17 protein-coding genes are annotated in these 18,455 nt (G+C 47.9%); 12 read left to right on the top strand and 5 right to left on the bottom strand.

The features are described 5' to 3' along the window. Positions 1-525: 525 nt before the first annotated feature. Positions 526-2,226 carry an RNA polymerase sigma factor gene (locus tag GI364_RS01170; RefSeq protein WP_233096125.1) on the top strand — a complete coding sequence of 567 codons (1,701 nt, stop codon included), beginning with the start codon at positions 526-528 and terminating at the stop codon, positions 2,224-2,226. 261 nt (positions 2,227-2,487) lie between these two features. Then, entirely contained in the window at positions 2,488-2,907 is a 420-nt protein-coding gene (locus tag GI364_RS01175; RefSeq protein WP_198851921.1) for a hypothetical protein, read from the top strand. A 247-nt stretch (positions 2,908-3,154) separates the two neighbouring features. On the opposite strand, the gene GI364_RS01180 is transcribed toward GI364_RS01175, so the two are convergent. Then, positions 3,155-3,778 (bottom strand): hypothetical protein, encoded by a 624-nt coding sequence (locus GI364_RS01180; RefSeq protein ID WP_198851922.1) that lies wholly within the window; start codon positions 3,776-3,778, stop codon positions 3,155-3,157. 1,101 nt (positions 3,779-4,879) lie between these two features. Here GI364_RS01180 and GI364_RS24800 point away from each other — a divergent pair. From GI364_RS24800 to GI364_RS01200, 4 genes are all read left to right on the top strand, one after another. Further along, positions 4,880-5,383 (top strand): hypothetical protein, encoded by a 504-nt coding sequence (locus GI364_RS24800; RefSeq protein ID WP_233095966.1) that lies wholly within the window; start codon positions 4,880-4,882, stop codon positions 5,381-5,383. A gap of 121 nt (positions 5,384-5,504) precedes the next feature. Next, positions 5,505-6,314: a CPBP family intramembrane glutamic endopeptidase gene (locus GI364_RS01190; RefSeq protein ID WP_198851923.1), complete on the top strand. Its 810-nt coding sequence runs from the start codon at positions 5,505-5,507 to the stop codon at positions 6,312-6,314. Between the two features lie 88 nt (positions 6,315-6,402). Further along, positions 6,403-7,776, top strand: a complete 1,374-nt coding sequence (locus GI364_RS01195; protein ID WP_198851924.1) for a hypothetical protein — start codon at positions 6,403-6,405, stop codon at positions 7,774-7,776. Then, entirely contained in the window at positions 7,773-9,737 is a 1,965-nt protein-coding gene (locus tag GI364_RS01200) for an SWIM zinc finger family protein (protein WP_198851925.1), read from the top strand. Before GI364_RS01195 ends, GI364_RS01200 begins: the two co-directional genes overlap by 4 nt. 46 nt (positions 9,738-9,783) lie before the next feature. On the opposite strand, the gene GI364_RS01205 is transcribed toward GI364_RS01200, so the two are convergent. Next, on the bottom strand, positions 9,784-10,401 hold the full coding sequence (locus GI364_RS01205; protein ID WP_198851926.1) for a nucleotidyltransferase family protein: 618 nt from the start codon (positions 10,399-10,401) through the stop codon (positions 9,784-9,786). Further along, complete coding sequence (locus tag GI364_RS01210) at positions 10,370-10,585, bottom strand: hypothetical protein (protein ID WP_198851927.1); 216 nt, start codon at positions 10,583-10,585, stop codon at positions 10,370-10,372. Before GI364_RS01210 ends, GI364_RS01205 begins: the two co-directional genes overlap by 32 nt. Before the next feature lie 67 nt (positions 10,586-10,652). Between GI364_RS01210 and GI364_RS01215 the strand changes: the two genes are divergently transcribed. Next, on the top strand, positions 10,653-11,051 hold the full coding sequence (locus GI364_RS01215; protein ID WP_304503179.1) for an NAD(P)H-dependent oxidoreductase: 399 nt from the start codon (positions 10,653-10,655) through the stop codon (positions 11,049-11,051). A 41-nt stretch (positions 11,052-11,092) separates the two neighbouring features. Here GI364_RS01215 and dapG read toward each other — a convergent pair whose 3' ends face one another. Beyond that, positions 11,093-12,301: an aspartate kinase gene (dapG, locus tag GI364_RS01220; protein WP_198851928.1), complete on the bottom strand. Its 1,209-nt coding sequence runs from the start codon at positions 12,299-12,301 to the stop codon at positions 11,093-11,095. 213 nt (positions 12,302-12,514) lie between these two features. On the opposite strand from dapG, the gene GI364_RS01225 reads away from it, so the two are divergent. Both GI364_RS01225 and GI364_RS01230 read left to right on the top strand, forming a co-directional pair. Then, the gene (locus GI364_RS01225) at positions 12,515-12,952 is read left to right on the top strand and encodes an ACT domain-containing protein (RefSeq protein WP_198851929.1); all 438 of its coding nucleotides are present in this window, start codon (positions 12,515-12,517) and stop codon (positions 12,950-12,952) included. A 60-nt stretch (positions 12,953-13,012) separates the two neighbouring features. Further along, positions 13,013-14,245, top strand: coding sequence for an aspartate kinase (locus tag GI364_RS01230; RefSeq protein ID WP_198851930.1), 1,233 nt, complete (start codon positions 13,013-13,015; stop codon positions 14,243-14,245). 94 nt (positions 14,246-14,339) lie between these two features. Here GI364_RS01230 and GI364_RS01235 read toward each other — a convergent pair whose 3' ends face one another. Next, entirely contained in the window at positions 14,340-15,197 is an 858-nt protein-coding gene (locus tag GI364_RS01235; RefSeq protein ID WP_198851931.1) for a MurR/RpiR family transcriptional regulator, read from the bottom strand. A 423-nt stretch (positions 15,198-15,620) separates the two neighbouring features. On the opposite strand from GI364_RS01235, the gene GI364_RS01240 reads away from it, so the two are divergent. The 3 genes from GI364_RS01240 to GI364_RS01250 are packed head-to-tail and all read left to right on the top strand — an operon-like array spanning position 15,621 to position 18,453. Further along, positions 15,621-16,790, top strand: coding sequence for an exo-beta-N-acetylmuramidase NamZ family protein (locus tag GI364_RS01240; protein WP_198851932.1), 1,170 nt, complete (start codon positions 15,621-15,623; stop codon positions 16,788-16,790). Continuing rightward, positions 16,787-17,731 (top strand): GNAT family N-acetyltransferase, encoded by a 945-nt coding sequence (locus GI364_RS01245; RefSeq protein ID WP_198851933.1) that lies wholly within the window; start codon positions 16,787-16,789, stop codon positions 17,729-17,731. The genes GI364_RS01240 and GI364_RS01245 overlap by 4 nt, the downstream gene beginning before the upstream one ends. Before the next feature lie 14 nt (positions 17,732-17,745). After that, positions 17,746-18,453 (top strand): PIG-L deacetylase family protein, encoded by a 708-nt coding sequence (locus tag GI364_RS01250; protein WP_198851934.1) that lies wholly within the window; start codon positions 17,746-17,748, stop codon positions 18,451-18,453. Positions 18,454-18,455: the final 2 nt, after the last annotated feature.

Raw genomic sequence — 18,455 nt, forward strand, 5'->3', positions numbered from 1 at the left:
GATTCACAGTAACATTTTTCTTACATAATGTCAAAAATAAATTACATATGAATGTTGGATACAAAAACCTATAGGCATATAGACAGACAGTAATTAGTCGATTTTGAAAGTCTTTTTATTCCATCAATATGCTGTCAAGACACCACTTCCCTTGAACTCTTAGGAAAATACCTTGAAATAGAGGGATTGGATTCTATAATCCGTAAAATAAAACAGGAGTTCGTGTGGCTGTGTCTCCTCGTTTCACAAAGCGTAAATGTTACCATCGTAGAAGAAGGAGATGCTTGCTGTAACCACAGCAACAGAACTAAAAGTAAGTCCGGAATCAGTTTAATCTAATCTTGTTTGATCCCAATCCAAATTAAATCACATCCAACCCGGTCCAGCTAAATCAAATCGCACATTCAGGTTCGTGTCTACTAAAACTAAGTTCATTTTGCGTTTTGGAGAGAACCAAACGGCCTCTTTTTCGATCCTAAAGAATGAAAGGATGAAAGGGTAAAAGAGGAGAGAGTGGTGAATGGCATGAAACACATGCAAGACATGAATCACATGAAAGACGTGCAAAACGTGACGGTACCGCAGTTAGTCAAAGCTTGCCGTAACGGGAAAACTGAGGCTTGGACTAGTTTGGTTCAGTTGATTCGTCCGAGGGCAGTTCATTGGGCGCATCAGTTTCTTAGGGATGGGGACAGTGCAGAAGATGTCGTACAGGATAGCCTGCTTCTTGCTGCTCGTCACATGAAGGAACTACGAAGCATTGAGGCCTTTGAGAGTTGGTTCTTTCAAATAGTAAAAACGCAAGCCTTTCGTTTCTTGAAGAGAGACCGGAAGCATCACACAGAAGTGATGAGTGAAATCAGAGATGACTCGAACCTTGAGTCCACTGAGTTGTTGAAAATGGATTTTGAACGGGCTTTTGCTCAATTGTCCCAAGAGTTGCAAGAGGTATTTCTGCTGACCCAAATCCACCAGTGGACAGTCAGGGAAGCAGCAGAATTCTTGAGTATTCCTTTGGGAACTGTTAAGTCGAGATTGTCTAGGGCACGGAAACAGTTACAAGCATTTTTTTATAGCGAGGAGGAAAATTACGAAGCGAACGTAAAGCATGACGGCGTGTCCCGGGATGAACTATTTGGAAGCCTCCTAAAGAGTCTCCGAGACAAAACAGACGTCCCTCGCCAATTGGTGAAGGATACTCTGGCAGCGACGTGGGCGACACTCAACAACATGAAGTTTGAATTGGTTCGAAATTGGGTCATTGATGAGGCAGGTGCAGAGGAGAGACATCAGGTTGTTCAATACACTTGGATGGCACCGGATTGGTTGCGTATGGACACTGAAAATGCGGACATGGGGAGAGTCAGTACGGTCATCCATGGTCGACGGATGCGAACTTGGTTCGAGTCTTCCAATGCAGTTCACCAAATGCAGTTCCCCAATACCATGGACCCGGAATTCATTTTAGTGTATCTGTGGAGAGAACTTCTCTCACGCCCCAATCTCGTTGTTCTATCCACCAACGAAGCCGAACCATGGCACCTTTGGTGTCCGGGACTGTCAGAAACCAGCCATGATGAAACTGGTGTTCATTTCTGGATAGATCCTTCCAATGGTCTCCCCACCGGCATCGAATACTGGTCAGAACGAGGATGTGTGTTTCGAGAAGAGATAAATCGTGTTGAGTGCAATGGTCATGTCACCAGACGTATGTTTGACTTACCATCGGATACACGAAAGCTAAAAATACCCTCGTTCAATGAACTTCTAGGCGGGATCGGAACTAAAGTAGCTTTGGCAGATGCGGTAAAGGCATGTCCGTTCTGTTTAATGGGGTTGGATATGAACGAGATTAGGAAACTTGGAATACAGGAATCGATTGAGGTTCGGAGTTACTACAAGGGCAGTGAATGGTCGGTCAGGTACGGTCCTCCGACTCCTTCGCGAGAGATACTACGAGGTGCGCCAGTTGTCACGTTATGGCAGGCTGAACAAGCAACCGACGACGTTCTTCGTCACTGGGGTTGGGATAAACCCAGTGACCCGCAGCCTGAGTTGGGAGTTGTGGCGAAGAGTCGAAGCAATGTTACGTCCAAACTTGTTTTATCGGACCTTTATTGGGAACAGAATGGTCATCCGTATATGATGACGGCTTCGGCATTGACTGTTGAAGAGTTAGTTGCACTGACCAGCCGTGTCGAGGAACTGTCAATCAACTCTTTGTGAAAGGCTGCAACACCGAGGAATTAGAGGCCAACAAGAAGGCTAGCTCTAGCTGGCCTCTAACTGGCCTCTAACTGGCCTCTAGCACTATGCAGACATAGGTGTGTGTCCGGCCTTGGGTACTAGAGTGTGGATCATTATCTACCGTGGTACACTGTGGACAAAGACAATGACAAAGAAATGGCAGAAGGCTTCCTAACAAAAAGGCACTGTGCGAATCGTACAATTGTGACGGATTTACGGCATGAGAGGAGGATTTTCAAAGTGAAGATTGGAGAGTTGAGGGCGAAACTAAAGTCCATGGACAAGTCCGAGTTAGCGGAGTTGGTGGTTCAGATATATAAAGAGATCCCCAGAAGAGTCATTGAGGAGAAATTGATTGACGATTTGATTGAAGACCGCGAACTATTTTTGGAAACAAGACGCGGTGAGCGAGAGGCTGATAGGGAATACAAGCAAGCCATGAAAGAGGAGAACGTCACGCACATTGCTGCGATGCAAAAGTGGAAGTCTTTTCCGGAGTACGCCCGTAATTTGATTTTGAACAACGTATGGTGTACCCGCTGCTTGGACGTTCGGGGTCTGACACGTTACACTGTTGAACCGTCAGGACCGGATATTGTCCTGCGAGGGAATTGCCCTGTATGCAATCACGAAGTGGCTCGCACTGTCGAGATTGAGTAGCTGTGTTCTATCTAAGGCAGCTTGCCAGAGACACGAAGGGCTACACGGATGGTTTCAAGGACCGAGCAAATATCGCGGGCGGCAAAATTAGAGACTCTTCCGTGACTTGTCTTCAATGGATTTGGCTCATCATGCTGGTGGAAATATAGCCATCGATGATGTCGGCGAACTCATTCCACGTAATCCCAGTCGGTGGGGACGAGGAGCGGATTTGGTATATGCTTCTCCACATAGTCGCTGTATCTGCTCATAACTCCTTGAGCCTCTCCCGATAGAACCTCCATCGAGAAAGGTCACTTTCTTGGTCTGACGTTGGAGCTTCAAAATTGAACGCCTCTTCAAAGTCTTTTCCACCATATTTTTGCTTAAGACTTTTAATCTCCTCTATTAACATTGCCTTTTCGTCATCGTCTGCGAACGATTCATTCTCTTGGTGCCTGTATCGATTAATAATATGTCCAAGAGGTTCAACCCGCCCATCTCGATGTCTAAAAGGTGTGATGTGAGGTATCCGTGCATGTTTATTACGGGCTCGATGATAGCCGACGAATCTGCCTTCGTCAATCCAGTTATTAATGGCAGTTACGGAAACTCCGAATACACTAGCTAGGTATGTTGTTTTAAACGTACCGCCCGCCGACTCTTCTATATCGGGTTCATCATTTAGGTCCACATAGTCGATTAGCTTCTCGGCTGCAACAGCTACCTCAGATTGTGCATCGCTTGCATGAGTAATAATGGCATAATCACGCAGTAACTCGACTAAGTTCTTCAACGAGCGAACATCAAGTGTAAGAGTTTCATGGTCCTCTTTTTGAGCAATAGTTCTAATTAATTCCCTTGCTTCCGCACGGACCTTTACGGTGGTCATTAGCTTTGAACCTCCAACCATGGTCTTATTCACCTCCTATTTTACGAAACTGCAAGTAAAATTGCAACCAAACTGAAAGTTAAACTACAAGTATTTTATGCCTCTATCTTGTCCTATATGACACTGACGTATACCCTAGTCCAGTCCATAGTTGGCTTCGTCAGGTTGCAACCGTATTAAAGGGCTCATTCCTTTGAAGCGGGGAGCACGGCTTGGCAAGTTCGGTTGTCATACAGGTAAGTGGATTGCCTAATGGGGGAGCAGCCAGGATGGGTCGGCCGGAATAAGGATCGCAAACGACACTATCCAGGGTTCCTCTGAAGGATAGTGCTCGCAAAGATCCCTATGGTTCGGGTGCTAAAAAGTTAAGGTCACAAATGATCACTAGTGGTACCGGCACCCACGAGGGGGCCCGGTGATAGGGCGCAACGGGATCACTAAATCTCGGATGGGTGTTGTGATAGTGATCCCTGCGATCACTATTGTAGGGCGGCACCGGGAATAGGGCGCGATGGGATCACTAAATTGCGGCGGCGCGGGAGACGGGGGCCTGGTTGGGTCGGCGGGCCTGGGATGAACGGGATGTGGCAGCGGAATAGCGATCCCACAGGAGCTTATCCGGCGAGATTTGCGGTGATTTAGCAGAATAAGCCTCTCTGAGGAGTCTATTTGTGCGATATCCTCCGGATATCGTGTTATTTGAGGTGATAACGGTCCGTGAAGAGCTTATTTGGTATCGATTCAGTAAAAACATCAAATAAGCACTTGGCAGGCTCTTATTTCACGGGCGTAGGCATTCACGTACGTAGGCGTTGCGTTCATGCGTACAGGTGTTGACGGGTGCGCGGGCACATAGGTGTGCGGGTGCACGGTTCAAATCGGTTCAAATCGGTTCAAATCGGGCGGGTCAAACCCGGCCGGTCCATTTTCACGATTTGTAGCATTAATTCTACCATAAATTGTATTGTGCTCGGTTCTGGGCGTCCAGGACGCAGAGTGCGGACTCGTTCATACGTGTGTTTCACTCCTTCAAATTGATATACAATAAGTGGGGAAATAGCCTATCGCATGTAGGAAGATTTCGGGAGGCAGTCAATATCTATGGACAGGCTTATGAGATGTCGCTGGGCTGATGACAACCATAAAATCGTTCACGTAACAGAGACGATTTACGGAGTTGGAACTATCACTGCTACAGTTAATTTGCATAACAAAGCGGTAACCATCGTTGACAGAGAGTTTGTCCATCCCTCAAACAAGGTGGTTCCTGAAGTTTCTGACCGAAATCGAATCCTTCAGGTTGCACAATCCTGGGAAAGACGACAAAACTCATTCTACCCAAAAGATGTAAGGTGGCACGAGGATAGTATGAAGTTTGAAACCTACCGTGAGTCATGGGAGTGGGCTTCCTCAGTCGTGTCCGGCAAAATTGGGCATACTTACGATGGATATCGGACTGAGGATGAGAAAATTGCTAGCTCGTTAGTCTATGAACTTACTCGACGAAATACTTTTCAGGGACCTACGTTCCACGTGTTTGCCCACAACGAATACGATGAGGCAGAGCAGGAACATTGGTACATGGTTTGGGTAGAACGTATATGAAAACGTTTAGGTTGCGGTGTCAGGAGAATGTGGCTTGACTGATACAGTATCTAAGACAAGCGGTCTTGCTCACAAGCGGCTGCAAAAGGCCGTTGCTTAAGAGCGTATTGAGGGGGTACATATGCGGAAATTTTGGAATACACCCATTGGACGGATGATGATAGCATACTTAATCAATTCACTGGTTGTTACTACCTTAGCATTTCTAATGTATCAGTACACTGACAGGATTTTGCTGTTTCACACTAACCTTTGGCTGTTTGGTAACTTACTCCTATTTTTGAGACAAATCCCGCAGTATTTGGTTTACGCCGTTGAGACCGCAATCGTCTATTTCATGGTCGCCCGACCATTCCATTTGCGTCCTTTATTCGAAAAAGCCGATGGAGCGAGACATGCCACAGTTGTACTGCTCTGCATCTTGCTTGTCTTTGCTGCCCTATTCCGATTTCAAGCTGTGTTCACGGTGCGCAACGGTATAGAAATGCTGACATTCATGATTGTAGGTTTGTCTGAGGAATGGGTTTTTCGAGGAGTGATGACACGGGTACTTAAACATCGTGTTGGTATGATATGGGCTGTGCTCATAGCCTCCACCTTGTTTGCTCTGTCTCACTGGGCAGTGATTGGATTTGCTGACGGGAAAGCGCCGTTGACAGCTTATCACTTTATCGCACTAGGCACTGATTTCTCATTTGGAGTTCTGTTGAGCATCATTGTCTGGCGCAGCCGCTCAATTCTGTGGGGTGCCTTCGTGCACTGTGTGATTGACTGGAAGCCATCGTTGCGGCACTGGATGTTCGCTTTACACTCACCGTGGTTCGGGGCGGACTTCATCCAAATGCTTTTGATAGGACTCATCGGAGCTGAGCTTATACGGTTTTATGGCAACCGTAAGACTGCCAACGTGAATCGTGCAGAAACAGCTTGAAGGATACGAGTCGATGTCCTCTCATGCTACAATGTCGACAAGAGACATGGACACATATTCACATGACAGAAAGGGTTAGAAGCCGCCAATGACGAGCCGCGATGTAACCAAAACGATCAACTCAAAAGCGTCGCAACCGGATCAGCCTCAAACTATACAGATAAACCCACGGCTGGCAGCGGCACTTGGCGCAGTATCTGAATTTCCGCCGGGGTCAGTCCCTGAAACAGGACATGAAACAGGATATCAAACAAACCTTGGCATAGCTCTGGAAACTGACAGGCATGGCGCCAGCACTGGCCGCGCTGTCGGCAAGGGTGATGGGAGTGGTGGGAGCGGTGATAGCGGCAGTACTGACTCCGGCGGTATGGGCCGCATGAACGACGTGATCGACGGGGGATACGTGCCTGTTGCTAAACTCCCTAGTGTCTATGCAGAGGTCATCCAGCGTAGACAGCATCAGATTCAGCGAGAATACCCGGAGAACAAACATCGGGTGGAATGCCGCAGGTGTGGTCATCGCGATTGGTACGACATTGGTTTCATTATGATTGATCCGCAAACAGCCAGTCAGAAGAAGGAAATAGAATTCGATGATGTTCATCAATCAGACGAGCTTCAAGGGGAATCTACGCGAAGTGAGTTTGAGAGGAATCTGTATGATGGTATTCAATTCACGGGGTATTTTCGCTGCACACACTGCAACTCCGGAAACGATTGGGCAGTGGGTAAAGATTTCATTCTATACCTGACTACCGCTGTGATGAAAGAATATGCGGCAATTCAAGCGGGACAAGCAAGTGAGACATTGATGGCCCGGCTTGGAACCTTTCACTCCTCTGATGGTTACAAACCAAAGTCAGCGATGGACTCAGAAGATCACTTATTGGATGTGATTGAACAAAAGCCTGGCGATGCCTATCTATGGAATCGCTTGGGAAACATATATAAACGCGGAGGTACACCTGTGCTTGCGGCTGTCGCTTTCGAACAATCTCTTCGCTATGACAGTGGACAGGTAGAGTCCCATTTATCACTGGCCAACATCCTCTATCAGATAGGCGAGTTTGAAGCCTGCATCCGACATTCCCATTTGGCACTGGTTCACGCTAGGTTCTACAAGAGTCTGGATCCAGCGGAACTCCATGGTGCAACCTGTGTCATACTGCGGAATCTTCTTGATATATCAATGATGATGGGCAATCTGAATTTGTTTGTCCCCCCTCACCATCTCATCGATGAGGCCTATTCCCAGCATGGGCAGCCCGCGCTGGCGCCAGGGTCAGATGTAAAACAGGTCCCAGATGTGCGTGAATTTGACTTGCAATTGGACAACCCTGGCAGCTTTTCCGAGCTTGCAGACTTGTACATGGGTTCGAAACGTAAATCGAGATTGTCGGCAGCGTCCAAGCATCATAAACACAAGAACAAGAACAAAAAGAAGAGGAAACAAAAGCGATGAACAAAAATACCCCATCCCGTCAGCTTGAAGTCCTTCTCCATGGTCTAGGGCGATGGGTTGAACCACATATTATCCAGCGCGGTCGCGACTACTACGAACTTGGCAACGTGGAGCGGCTTGAGGTGCGCTCAGACTTCATTGAAGCTGTGGTTCGAGGCAGCACCGATCACTACCAGACGTCGATTCATATTGCGAACTTTCCATCCAGTGAGTGTAATTGCCCCTACGAGGACTACTGCAAGCATATGGTTGCTGTTGTCTATGCGGCGGCTGCACAAGAAAATGCTGCCCAAATAGAGGGAGACAATCCTGTACAAGCCTCAGAAGGCAGGGTTATGGCTCTGTTGTCAACGCTTCCTCACGACAGCCTGATGGAAGTCATTGATTTGGCCTTGCAGGATAATCCTGAGTTTGCCCAGCACATCTCCCTGTGGTTTGGTCGCTGGCAGACTCGGCAGGGCATCAAGCGTGTGCTGGTCGGGATGGATACGCTGCAAGCCATCAGCTATTTTGACAAGCGTGTGCCTGCTGTTGTGAGGGACGCGGAGCAGACGTTCAAGTCGTCGATGTGGGATGAGGATGAACCGCTAGATCAATATGATGATTGGGCCGATCCGGTTTATTCATCCCCCGTTTGGCATTGCAAAGGGGGGATTGCCCATATCCGCAACTGGTGTGACACATTGTTGGCAGCCCTGACACCTGAGACCGCCGTTGCAGTCGTAATCGGTGTTGCTCTGACTCTGTCTCGGGTGGCATCCTGGCCCCGGTTCTACCCTGAGGCTGTGCAGCAAGAACTGCTCGAAGCACCGCGATCATGTTCCCGAGCCCTCGACCAAGCACTGCGGACACTGCGAGATGCAATGGTCCAAGACCAGCAGGTCCGCTCTTACTACAATATGTTTACGGATTGGATAGCAGATAGTTGTAAGGACATGGTGTATTTAGTTGACTGGACTGAAGTGCTGTCTTCCTGCCTCTTTGATGCCTCACACCTGATGCAGTTTTACCACAGGTTGGTGGGCCGCCATCCAGCGTTTCTTCTCAGCGCAGAGCTGACTGAGAATATGGAGAATATGGAGAAGGGGGAGGGTGGATTGGGCACAGAGCAGCTTGGCACAGATGACATGGAGACAAGCAGTCCTATCTCCCATAACTCCCGCAAGAAATACACTGGTTATGGACTCTACCTTGCAGATTGGTGGTGTCGTCTCTGTTTACAGCACGGGCTTTCGGCAGAAGCCGAAAAAGCTGTACAGGCCACTTCCACAGAAACGGGTCCGGCCGTCGATGTGGTGACTCTACAAAACCTTGGCAAATACTTTGCACGTCATGATGATGCTCACAAAGCAGCCTATTATACAGGACTAGCCATTCGGGTCAATCCCAAAGCGACAGTGCAGGATTATGAGTGGGCCGCAGACATGTACAAAACCCTTGAGATGATTCCAGAGTCGATTCAAGCCAGAAAACAGGCCTTCCTTACTTGGCCCACGTGGCAGCGCTTTGAACAGTGGCAGCGTGAGGAACCGTCCGTCGAAGAACGCCAAGCGACTGTAAAAGAGTGGGTGACGAACGCCCTTGCCAGCAAAACTCCATTAGGACTTCGCTGTCGTATGCTGTGGACCGTTGGACTGGTTGAAGAGGCTTGGGACCTGCTGAACAAGAAAACAATTGCACCGTACTTGGCAGACGCAGACCTGGTGCAGTTCTTAAGGGAGTCTGAGGGGCACAATCTGGCACAATCGGTGAACATCTATTTAAAGTTGGCTGTGAGTTGCATTGACGAACGCCGCCGATCCGCTTACCGCGAAGCCACAACCTGGCTTCTCGCCATCCGCGACGCATGGATGAGGGTCAATCAGTTGGATGCCTGGCAGCACCTGATTGCAGAATTGAAACTGGAGTACCGGCGTTTGCCCGCATTGCAGAGCGAGTTAAACCAGGCGGGACTCGTGTAATGTGACATGGATAATGCAGAAGCATGTTGGCCCGATTGAAATGGTCTTATCTGGTTGCTCGAATCTCCGACACTAATTTTAGAAAGGTCTCAAATACATCATTCTGGGGTTTTTTTGATTCTGATTCTAGATATTCGGCGTCGATATCGTCAAAGTAACTTTCAAGCAAGTATTTAGCCCACTCCATATCAGACGTAGATTTCCAGTAGACTCCAGCACGAAGTCTATCAAGAATCAAGTCTTCTATGCCAATAACATAAACTATGGCACCATCTACATCTAGTTCTGTAACTCTGTTTTCTGAGCCGAAAAGGCTGTCGTCAGGAATCTCAATCGGAAGTTCAAGTTCACTGTGATACCAGTGCGAGTGTCCTGGTGTCTTGGGTTCGAAACCAGTCGCCACCAGAATTTCTCCTGCCAAGTTGAAGCCGGAAAGAACCAAGTCTACATCCTTCGTTGTATAGCTTCCGAATGTGTAAATTTCAACAGCTTGCCCTCCAACTAAAATTGGACGAATCCCAAATGCTTCAAAGAGTTGCGTGATGATTGCGATAGCTTTTAGTGTTCGTTTGAGCCCTTCCGGTTCAGTCACAAGCTGAAGGAGTTTGCGCTTCGCTTCCTCAATAAGCAGCTTATTTGATTCGAATTTTGAGTTTTTGTCCAACCTTCACCAACTCCCCGGACTCTTTCGCTTTGCGCACCCTGTCTGAGATAATTTTACCTAGCAGGCGGCTCTCCGCAGCCGATCTTGGTTTTCTACGCACAGATAATTCCCGATTGAACCGCTCTGCCAGCACCAACTGGGAGGCAGCGCGAGCTTTTAATTGTTCATAGGTCATCTTGCGCACTGTAGAACCTTCTTCCGAGTTGAAGTTCCATTTATCATACCACGTTTACATGCTCAAATCCTGTCGCATGGTGGCAGCCGATGCTTTAATACTGCAGTTTCCCCTTTGGTGGTTCGGCATGCCCGCCATACTTAAAGGTTGGATCGATCGCGTTTTCGCCTATGGGCTGGCATACGGGTACAGAGGAGAAGGCAATCGCTACAGGTACGGGGATGGAGGATTAAGTGGGAAGAGGGCAATTCTGTCAGTGACCGTTGGTGATCGCATCACTGCAGACAGGATAGCGGCTGCTAAGGAGGCTTGGCGGATACGTCTCAAGGGACTTTTTGAGGAAGAACCCATCCCATTTCGACCTCAAAATGGTGGCGATTATCCCGACGGTCATGTACTTGCCAGCCATATTGCTATGGGAGAGACTGGCTTGACCGCTCATGTGGCCAAAACACGCAATGCAGCCGGGGATTGAGCCTCCACAAAAAGCAGCTAAACTGCATATTTAAGCCCCCTTCAAGAACATTTATCCATCCCAAAAGCGTCGTGTATCGCCTGGACGGCATCTCTCATCTGCTCTTGCCGAACTAAAAACCACATTGTGCTTTGGGAATCAGATGATTGCAAGATTTCTATGTTCTTCTTTGCAAGGGCTGATATAGCTTGGGCCATGATGCCATAGATACTAGATATGTTTTCGGTTCCAATGACCGATATTTTGGCACAATCCTCAATGACTTTAGGCAGATAGCCCATCTCGTCCAAAACACGAACTGCCAGTTGTGCTTTGGTGTTGTCTACAATAAACGTTACGTGGGTTGGTAAGATGGAAATGAGGTCAACGCCAATCTCGTTTTTGCCCATCTCAGAGAATATCAGTGATGGGTCTATGTCCCCTGTGACTTGAATTTGGACTACATTTGATTTCTGAGTGATGCCTGTAATCATTCTCTGTGTTATGACAGAGCATTCGAGAATGGCAACATTGGTTGTAATTTCTGTTCCTGCATTCTCTGAGAAAGTGCTTCGGACCCTGATTGGTATCTTGTTTTGCATTGCAATTTCGACTGCGCGAGGGTGGATTACTTTTGCACCTTGATAAGCTAAGTTGCAGACGTCGTAATATGTCATATGTTGTAGGGGGCGAGCGGTTGGGACAATTCTGGGATCTGCTGTCATAATACCTTCGACATCTGTAAAGACTTCAATTCTTTCGGCCTTAATCGCCGTGCCGAGGGCGCTGGCGGATGTATCACTGCCTCCTCTTCCGAGTGTTGTAATGTCCCCCTCTTCAGTTGCTCCTTGAAATCCTGCAACAATGACAATCTCACCACTTTCCAGATGCTGCAAAATGCGGTCGGGACGTACATCAACTATCCTTGCTTCTCCAAATTGATTGTCGGTTATAATTCCGGCTTGCTGTCCCGTCATAACGGTGACTTCATGGCCATGGCTCTTTAACAAACTTGAAAACACTACTGCCGAAATATTTTCTCCGCACGATAAGAGAATATCTAAATCACGTTTATTTACTGTGTCTACGTTGTCTACCGTGCTGAGCAAAGTGTCTGTTGCAAAGGGATCCCCCTTGCGTCCCATTGCGGAAACCACAACTACAACACGATAGCCTTGGGCTGCTGCCATTTCAATATGATGTAGCGCAGATAAACGGGCATCAGCCGTTGCAACTGAAGTGCCGCCGTATTTTTGAACCAGAATCTGCATCGTTTCCATCCTTCCACTCGCATAGTGATACAGAATATGAGTGGCCAAAACAGAAGGTGTAAACTCCTATCCCGTTGTCTTATATGGGGCAATGGTGAGGGGTTGGGATGATTTCCAATAAAACATTGAAATATGTGTTCTATCATGGTAATGTGTCCGTATCATGTAAACAGGTGTATTTCTACAGAGAACAGAATAGTGCAGGTGTTTCTAATGTTGGAGGATCCTTATTATCTGATTCGTGGATCGCATCTTCCTGAAGTCATGAAGAAGACGGTGCAAGTGACGGAACTTCTTCAATTCGGGAAAGCGACCAACGTGCAGGATGCAGTTCGTCAGGTTGGAATGTCACGAAGTGCCTATTATAAATACAGAGACGTCGTGAAGCCGTTTTATTCGGCGGTTCAAGGACAGATTGTGACCATCGCGCTGACGTTAAGGCATGTACCTGGTGTTCTTTCCGAAGTTCTAAATACTCTCTTTTATAACAAAGCCAATATTCTAACCATTGATCAGTCGTTACCTTTACAGGATGTGGCGACGGTGGTTGTTTCAATTGAGACTCGTGACATGTCCAATATTGATGATGTACTAGACTTGCTTCAAGAAATTGACGGTGTCATGCAAGTCAAGTTTGTTGGCCAGAGTTAATGTGGCTTTCATATTTACAGTATGAAATGGATATAGAAGAATAGGGGGAGGACATCAGTCGTGAAACTTATAGTCCAAAAATACGGTGGAACTTCGGTTGCCTCTCACGAGAGTCGTCTGGCCGCAGCAAGGCACATTGAGGAGGCCGTCGATGCTGGTTATGGAGTAGCGGTCATCGTATCGGCAATGGGACGAAAAGGGGATCCCTACGCTACAGATACGCTGCTCGGTACAGTTAGTCATTCTCAAGTGACGACTAAGCGGGACTTGGATATGCTGATATCCTGTGGAGAGGCTATCAGTGCAGTGGTGTTTGCAAGTCTGCTTCGAAGCAGAGGGCACCAAGTCACTGTCCTAAGTGGTCAGCAAGCAGGAATTATTACAAACAACGATTATGGCGATGCTCGTATTCTTGACATTCAACCAACCCTCGTTACAGATGCATTACAAAGACGAGAAATCGTGGTTTTGATGGGCTTTCAAGGCGTGACAGAAGATGGAGACATCACTACTCTGGGGCGGGGCGGAAGCGATACTACGGCAACGGCCCTTGGAGCTGTACTCAACGCAGATTATGTTGAGATTTTTACGGATGTAGATGGTGTTATGACAGCGGATCCTAAACTTGTACCGAACGCCTCTGTTATTTCTAATATCTCGTATGCGGAGAGTTTTGGGTTGTGCTCTCATGGAGCCCAAATCATCCATCCTCGGGCGGTTCAAATGGCCATGCAAAAGAACGTTCCCATCAGGGTGCGGGGGACAAAGTCTGACAGCAGGGGTACGATTATTAACAACACCTCAGTTGCGGAAGATGCTCCATTAGAAGAAACAGAGAAACAAGAGATAACAGGTATAACCCAAGAGTCAGACCTAACGCAAATGTCTTTCGATGGCCATCACGTATCCAAATCTGATGTGCTGTCCACCGTGGTGGAATCTGGCTTGAGTGTGGAATTTTTCAGCACCAATCAAGAGAGTTTAAGTTTTGTCGTTTCAGAGTTATACGTGGAACCATCTTTGAAAGCTCTGAAGGAAAAGGGTATTGTACCTGAAAAAACCTCAGAGTGCGCGAAAATAGCTATTGTATATACTGATTTCGCAAATAAAGCGAATTTATTACGCCGAGTAATTGAAATATTTTTAAAATTGGATATAGAGGTGCATTCATCTGGGGATTCTCATTCTGCAATGTGGTTTCTGGTCGATAAAAAGCATATGGGAACATGCGTGAATGAACTACATAAAGAATTCTTCGCGTTAGATGATGCATCGGTACTCGTGGGTTCGTAGGCGCAGTTCGGTTACGAACATAGAAGGAGCCGGTGAGCCGGTGCCCACCGGAAACGTCCATTGTCAGTCACGCTCAACTTGTGCGCAACGATTCCTACTCTATCTTGTGTCGTGCGGTAACGTTTCGCGTCGCTTCGAGGGTGGCGTAGATCTTATCCTTCTCCATGTTGGCAAGATAGATAAAGACGGTGTCAACGATAACGAGGGCGGAGATTCTGGATGCCGTTGCAGCGACACGGACTTGCGGCTCGATGGCGCTGATGTGCAGGCAGATATCTGCCAGTCGACTGAGCGGGGTTCCGCCAAACCGGGTCAGCGCAATCACGGTGGCACCAGTTCCCTTGGCCACCTCAGCAACTTCGATGACGTCAGAAGTAGCACCAGAGTATGATACAACAAGCAGGACGTCACTTGTACGCAGTTGGGCAGCGAGCATGGCACCTTGATGAAAGTCGTGGGCGGTTGATACCGGGAGTCCAATTCTGATTAGCTTTTGGGTGATGTCGTCTGCTACCACTCCGGAGGCACCAACGCCCATGACCAAGGTACGCTGTGCACGACTGAGTGCGCTTGCTGTCGCTTCAACATCAGCCTCACTCAGAAGGCGCAGCGTGTTTTGAATGGAATGTACAGCGCTTTCCTCGATGGATTGTAGGATGTTTCCAAAAGAACTGTCACTGGATAGTTCAATGTATTTTGTCGTGGACTGTGATTGCAGGTCGCTGGCCACGCGTAGTTTGAATTCGTAGTAGCCATTAAAGCCGAGAGATTTCCACAGGCGTACGACTGCTGCAGGGCTACCTCCGCTCTGCTCGGACACATCTTGAACGGTCATATTTACGAAGTCTCCTGGACGCTCCAAGATGAATCGAGCGACTTTGGCCTCCGACTCGGGAAGACTATTCAGGGATTCCTGAAGTCGAACAAGTCCCCCGCCTGGCATGTACATCATCGTACCATCCCTACTTTCTCTTCTACTCACACTATTTCTAGTAAACACCAGTACTTCAACTATTAACTTAACTATTTATTCGTCATTTTGTCACCATGAACATCATATCACTTTGCGCATGTTTAAAAAAATGTTTCATAACTACACTTTCAATTTTGAAATAAAAGATTGACTTATCCGGTTTAGCTGATTTAGCATTACATTATCACTTGATTTTCCATAGAGTACCTGCTTGTGAAAGCGCAATCAAGCTGCTGCGAAGTTAATTATGAAAAACTTCTTACAACTCACTCTGCAGGCGTGACCTACACTTGATGAAAATGTTATTGCGGAACCGGGAAACTCAGCCGGACGTTGTCCCGATACATGATGAATCAGCAGGTTGCCTGTGACCGATATCGAGACTTAGGAGGGGTTCGGCAGATGATACGACTCGGAATTGAAGAACTGCTGACCAATCAAAGAACGCTGCTGAAAGGAAAAAGGGTAGGATTGGTATCCAATTACACGGTGACAGACAGCAATTTGCGGCCAGTAATACGACTCATGGCAGACACGAAGGATTGGGACCTGATAAGGCTGTTCGGGCCCGAACACGGGGTGAAGAACAGTGCCAAGGAAGGTGAGCCTGTTGACTCTAGTGTTGATGAGTCTACCGGATTGACTGCTTACAGTCTGTATGGCGAGTCCAAGCGACCGACAAGTGAAATGCTGAGTAACTTGGACGCCCTTGTCGTTGACCTGCAGGACATCGGCAGTCGGTACTACACGAATATGAACACGCTGGCTTACTGTTTGGAAGCATGTGCAGAGCATGGGATTGACTGTGTCGTTCCGGATCGGCCCAATCCTATCAATGGAGTGTCACGTGAGGGGAATATTCTTGACATGGCGTTTCAATCCTTTGTCGGAATGCATGCCATTCCCAACCGGCATGGTTTAACCATGGGGGAACTAGCGTTGTTCATCAACGAAAAATTACAGCATCCGTGCAATCTCAAGGTTGTACAGTTGGTTGATTGGCATCGCGACATGTTTTGGCCGGACACGGCCATCCCGTTTGTTCCACCGTCCCCCAATACGGCGACGTTCGAGATGTGTCTCTTGTATCCGGGAACCTGCCTCTTCGAAGGGGTGAATGTCAGTGTTGGACGTGGTACCGCTCATCCTTTCGAGTACATTGGAGCGCCATTTATTAAGGCGAATGAACTGACGGACTGGTTCAATCAACAAGGACTGCCAGGAGTCAGAGGACGCCCTGTGTACTTTGTGCCAACCTACTCTCAGTACACTGGAGAGTTATGCGAAGGAATTGCCCTTCATATAACCGATGCTTATTCATTGGAACCCGTTAGGACGGGAGTTGTCCTCATGCAGGGAATTGCTCAATTATACGGACCATCGTTTGAGTTCATTGGTCTGAATGAGCGCGATAAACCGTTTATCGATTTGCTCGCAGGCACTTCTCGGTTTCGTGACCTTTTGGTACAAGGCCGTGCGCCAGACTACCTCATCGAATCGGCGTCTAATCTTGAGAGGTTCAATGAAGAAGTCAAGGCCTTCGAGATCTATGCCAGGGGAGGAAGAGGATGATCAGACACTATCGAAGCGGTGATGAGGACGGCATCGTGAGTCTTTGGAATCTGGCATGTCCAGAAGACCCAGTCTCAATGGACCTGTTTGCGAGGCGGGTTTTGGTCGATCCCAACTTTGATGCAGAGGGTCTTCTTATCTATGAGGAAAGTGGGAACATCCTCGGGTTCACACTGTGTATCCTCCGGAAACTGCCGCTTTCCGGATTAGATATTGAACCGGAGAATGGATGGATCACCGCGTTCTTCGTGCATCCAGACCACCAAAGGAACAAAATGGGCACACAATTGTTCGCGGCAGCGGAACATTTTTTCAAGAAACGGGATCGAAAATTCGTGTTGTTCGCATCTTATGCGCCGAATTATTTTGTGCCCGGAATCGACACACAGCGGTATCCTGCGGCACACGCATTTCTGGAGAAACAAGGCTACAAACTGTTGTATTCACCGGCAGCAATGGACCGAAATCTTGTGAACTACAGGATTCCTGACGATGTGTTGAAACTGGAGGAGGTCAGACGACAAGAAGGCTATGTGTTTGAGTACCTTACGCCAAAATACATGACTCAGGTTGTTGAATTTAACGATTCAAAGTTCAATCCAGACTGGGCGAGGGCTGTTCGTGAAGCTGTGGCTCAAGGAGTGCCCTGGAACCGGATGTTTGTGGCGCATAAGGATGAAAAAGTTGTTGGGTTTTGCATGTACGGAGCCTATGACGGTGTCGGAGAACGGTTCGGACCCTTTGGTGTAGACGAGGAACTGCGTGGTACCGGTTTAGGAAAAATTCTTCTCTATAAGTGCCTGTATGACATGAAGGCCAAGGGTCTTCATAACGCATGGTTTTTATGGACAGGAGAGAAGAGTCCGGCAGGATACCTCTATTACCGCGCTGGATTCGCTGTTTCAAGGCACTTTGACGTCATGCGTAAAGAGTTGAAATAACAGGAGGGCAAGCCATGACAGAACCGAAGCATCACATTCTGGCTGTCGGCGGCCATGCGGGGGACTTGGATTTGACAGCAGGTGCAGTCATTGCGAAATACACGCAGGCTGGGCATAAAGCAACCTTTCTCCACCTGACACCCGGGGAAAAAGGACATCCGCGTTTGCAACCTGAGGATTATGCGAAACAGAAGATTGAAGAGGCGCATCAATTTGCTGAAATTGTTGGGGCCAATGTGAGGTTCCTGGACTACAAGGACGCAGAACTGCCTGTCAACGAGGAAGTCAAGTATGAGGTTGCGGACGTCATCCGGGAAGTCAAGCCGGATATCATTATCACTCATTGGAAGGGCAGCATTCATAAGGACCATGAGAACACCCATTGGATAGTTCAGGATGCACATTTTTACGCAGGACTACAGACGATTGAACGAGCGTTGCCAGCCCACTACGCAAAGCATCTGTTCTATGCGGATAACTGGGAAGACCCTTATGATTTTCAGCCTGAGGTATTCGTCGATATTCCAGAGGATGCGTATGAAACGTGGGTGAAAGCAATGAATGTGTATGCATACGCCCGCGGGGAAACCTATGGCTTTCCCTTTATCGAGTATTATAAGGCTTTAACCATTGTCAGGGGTGCACCGGCAGGGTTCAAACGTGCCCAAGCCTTTGCTGTCCCCCGAGGAGCACTGACAAAACGTGTACAGTTTTTTGACTGAGG

It is taken from the genome of Alicyclobacillus sp. SO9 (assembly GCF_016406125.1).
Taxonomy (GTDB): domain Bacteria; phylum Bacillota; class Bacilli; order Alicyclobacillales; family Alicyclobacillaceae; genus SO9.